The organism is Rickettsiales bacterium (genome assembly GCA_029252805.1).
Classification (GTDB): domain Bacteria; phylum Pseudomonadota; class Alphaproteobacteria; order Rickettsiales; family JALZUV01; genus JALZUV01.
In genome coordinates, this window is the sequence record JAQXAR010000007.1 from 1 (window position 1) to 3879 (window position 3879).

Annotated in this window: 1 protein-coding gene; it reads right to left on the reverse strand. The window is 47.8% G+C overall.

The annotated features are described in order from the left end of the window. Positions 1-301: 301 nt before the first annotated feature. Positions 302-3879, reverse strand: a 3578-nt coding sequence (locus P8P30_01545; protein ID MDG1286230.1) for a calcium-binding protein, incomplete at its 5' end; no start/stop codon positions are given.

Below are 3879 nucleotides of genomic sequence, written 5' to 3' on the forward strand. Positions count from 1 at the left end.
TTATCTTCTGTGACGACCAGCGGCTCGATCACTCCAATCTCCTTGATAGATGACACAATCTGTTTGTATTTGGAGCTGGCATAAACGGCATTGGTGATGACCTTTGTTGGAACGATTGACTCCAATGGCAACTCAACCATCGTGTTCTCAAAGCTCACAGCAATCTTGCGACCGGAAAGGTTAAGCTTCTTTTGTCGCTTAGGTTAGTAGAGTCCGAGATTTCTGAGGGAAAAGAGTATTTTTATTCTGGAGCAATAATCAGAGCGGTGTTGTCTTCTACGTCATGCCTAATGTGCCGTGCTTAGACTATGTTGGTGTCGGCAATGGCTAGTTCCACGCCACTATTGTTGTAGGTCGTGTAGCCTCCGTCGCTTTCGCCTTCAATCCAAGAAGCGTTCAGCGTGATAATATCGCCAGTATCACTCATCAGGCTCAAAGTTTCCTCACCGGTCATTGTCGTGACTTGCACGGCTGTTAGGCCTGTCAGGTCGATGCTTTCACTCGTTGTGCCATTGGAAAGGTCAATCGCTTCAATGTTGCTAAGGTTTGCACTGAGGGTAGTCGCATCCATCGTACCCACTTTCACACTATCAAAGCCAAACCCACCATCGATAACATCGGTGTCAGATGCCAAAGACAGGTTGATAATGTCATTGCCGTGCCCGCCGTCGATTTGGAGTCCATTGTAACCGGTTAGGTTATCATCATGGTTAGAGCCGATAATATGCTCAATGTTGGTTAGGGCATCGTTACCGATATTTCCACCAAAAGCCGTGCCACCACCGCCACCACCGCCACTAATATCAACGGTTACACCCGCATTGGCATATTCATAGCTAACGGTGTCAATGCCTGCGCTAGTACCACCTGTAATGATATCATTCCCGGCGCCCCCAATGAAGAGGTTATTGCCGTCAATACCATCTAAGGTATCATTGCCGTTGCCGCCGGTCAGTTCGTTATCGCCGGTATCTCCAAGTAAGGTGTCATCATGCTGAGAACCTACAAGGTTTTCGATGGAGTTGAGAACATCATCATGTGCATCACTGCCTGCTGAAGTTTGTTGCGTGCCTCCCGTTAAGGCGAGATCAACGGTGACACCTGCGCTTGAAGTTGCATAGGTTACGGTGTCCTCGCCGGAGCTTCCTGTGATGGTATCGCCCCCTTCGCCGCCATTAATGACATAGCCGGCAGCAAGGTTAGATAGGTCAACTAGATCCTCGGCATTGCCCATGATAAATGCATCAATATTAGTGACTGAATTTACGAGGTCGCCTCGATAATTTCCGGCACTACTATTGTCAGTTTTGTAGCCTTCGATTTTCCCATTTGTGAAAGTATTGGCAGTTAATGTTATATTCGTGCCAGAAAAATTGACGACGTGGTGAATATAATCTGCAGGCATGGCGATGCCATCATTGACGCGGGATAGGTCCAGCACATTAAAGCCATCACCTCCATCGACAACACTAAATTTTATGTCAGAATCTTCAATAATGATGGTGTCATTACCACCGCCTGAATTGACGCCAATGCCATCAAAAGCCAATCCTGTATCTTGTACGGTAATATGATCATCTCCATCAAGGCTGTTGACGACCGCGAATTGGGTATTTGCCGTAAGCACATCATCATAGACCGAAGCAATAGAGCTGCTTGTATTAAAGTTGCTGGTATTTTGATATTGTACATCGTCGAGTAGGCGGACGTCTGTTTCTACTACCAAGCCCAAATCAGCGATCATGTTATCGCCATGTTCGCGGTAATTATATAGTTTTGTGCCATCTTGATTGTTAATGACAACGGTGCTGCCTCCTAGGCTGAGTTCAAGATCAGCTAATGCATCGCCGTTAACATCGGCATAATTCAGGCTGATGTTGTTGAAATCAACGTTACTAAAAATATCCGTTCCATTACCGGATCCGGTATATTTGAGTTCGACATTGGCGCCGCCGCTTAAGTGGTTCAGGTGGACGACATCTCCATTATAGGTGAAGAGCGTAGTGGAGCCTGTAAAGTCTATGCTGCTGCCAGAGTACATGTTGCCTAAGTTATAAATGTCATTTCCGGTATTACCATCTAGGGAAATCTCAGTTCCGCTACCGCTGAGTGAAAAGAAATCCTGAGTGCCATTGGCATTGTTAGTGATGTCGATGTAATCGCTATTGTGGATGTGCATATCCATGCCGTTACTAAAACCATCATTGACATTCACAAGTGCTCTAACATAGCTGGAATTCTCAATTCCGAGGTGTAAATATTTCGCTGATCCAGCGTTGAAAAGTAGTCCGCCGCGATCTCCAACATTAAAGCTCGTTCCTGTCACATTATTGAATTCAATATCATTAAAACCGGTTGAAAGCGTGAAGAAATGATCGCCGCCATTTTCTTGTTCAATGCTGAGGAATTGGCTTACATCGCTAGCGCCGACCACGGTATTGTTCCCGCCATCGAATTCGAATTCACCGGATGCATAGCCGCCAGCTCCGCGTGTATTCAGGCTGAAATCGACGCTTACATCTGTTTGGTTGATGGCTTGATGAAAGTCACCGCCTGTTGTGGCAGCAAAGTCTACCATACCGGTACCGTTCAGCATCACGCCGCTCTCTCCATGATGGTCCAAGCCCTGCAGGTCTGCGGTGATAGTATTGGTTCCAAAATCGACTTCAATCCCAGGTGAATTGCCATCGCGTTGGTTTATAAAAGCTTGATCAATGGTTAAGGTGGTGTTTTGCGTTAGATGGATGCGCTCAATACCGCTAATATTGTCAAAATTTCCACTTCCATCTTTACTAAAAACAGTGAGGTCAGCTATGGTTGCAGCGCCTGTGAACTTAAGGGTATCCGTGCCAGTGCCACCCTCCAGGCTATCATTTACGTCTAAAATAGTTCCGGCACCATTGGCAATGAACAAATCATTACCGCCACCGCCCTGAAAGTTTTCACTAACTGAGGTGCCAAGCATGAAGACGGCGTTGTTAACCGCCGTCGTGGTGGTGGTTATTTCAGTTTCAACTTCAGTCTCAGTTTCGGTGTCGAGGCCATCCTCTTCCCCCACAACAGGGACTTCAGGGCCGCCGACTCCGCCGATGCCTCCGGTCGCTGTCAACTCCCCTTCATCCCCTGAAGTGGGAATGGTGGGAGGGAAAGGGGTGTCGGGATTCGTTGTTTCGGTTGGTTGCGATAGGATGCTTTCGACGAGGTCATTGCGATCTTCTTCAATTTGCTCTTCTAACGTGTTTATGAGACCATCGGCCAACTCCATGGCATCGTCTGCTTCACCATCATCCAGAGACTCCATCATATCATCGATAATCTCTTCGTGATGAAGCATTGTTTCGTGCATATCATCATTGTGATGGTTGGGGTCCATGCCATCTATCGGCATGCCATCAGGTTGGCCGTCCAGAGTCATTTGTGCCTGATCAAAGGCCGACATATTTCCCTCTTCGCCGCTCATGGTGATGTTGATGACGTCCGGTATTTCAACTTCAGCGGCGTCCGGGGTTTTAGCGTCCGGGACGTCCGGGGTTTGAGCGTCTGGAGTGTTCGGAGTTTCGGTATCGACCTCGCCAGGCTCTGCTCCAGGAGTATGCTCTTCACCAACAGCGGCTTCAGGTGCTTCTGCGGGGGCGGCTTCTTGTTTGGTTTCTGCCTCTGACGATTCTTTTGTTTCAGAATTTTCGCGATGCTCGTATTTGCCTGTAGGAGCAAAATCCATCACTTCGCGGAAGTCGTTGGAGAGGGATTCTGGTTTAGCAAATTCTGGCGCAGGAGGTGCTTCGTGGAAGCTTGTGACCTCAACCACGGTATTAGGTTGGTTCATGCTGGTTGTGCCTTGATCGGTAATGACATCAAACCAACCGACGGTACCATCCG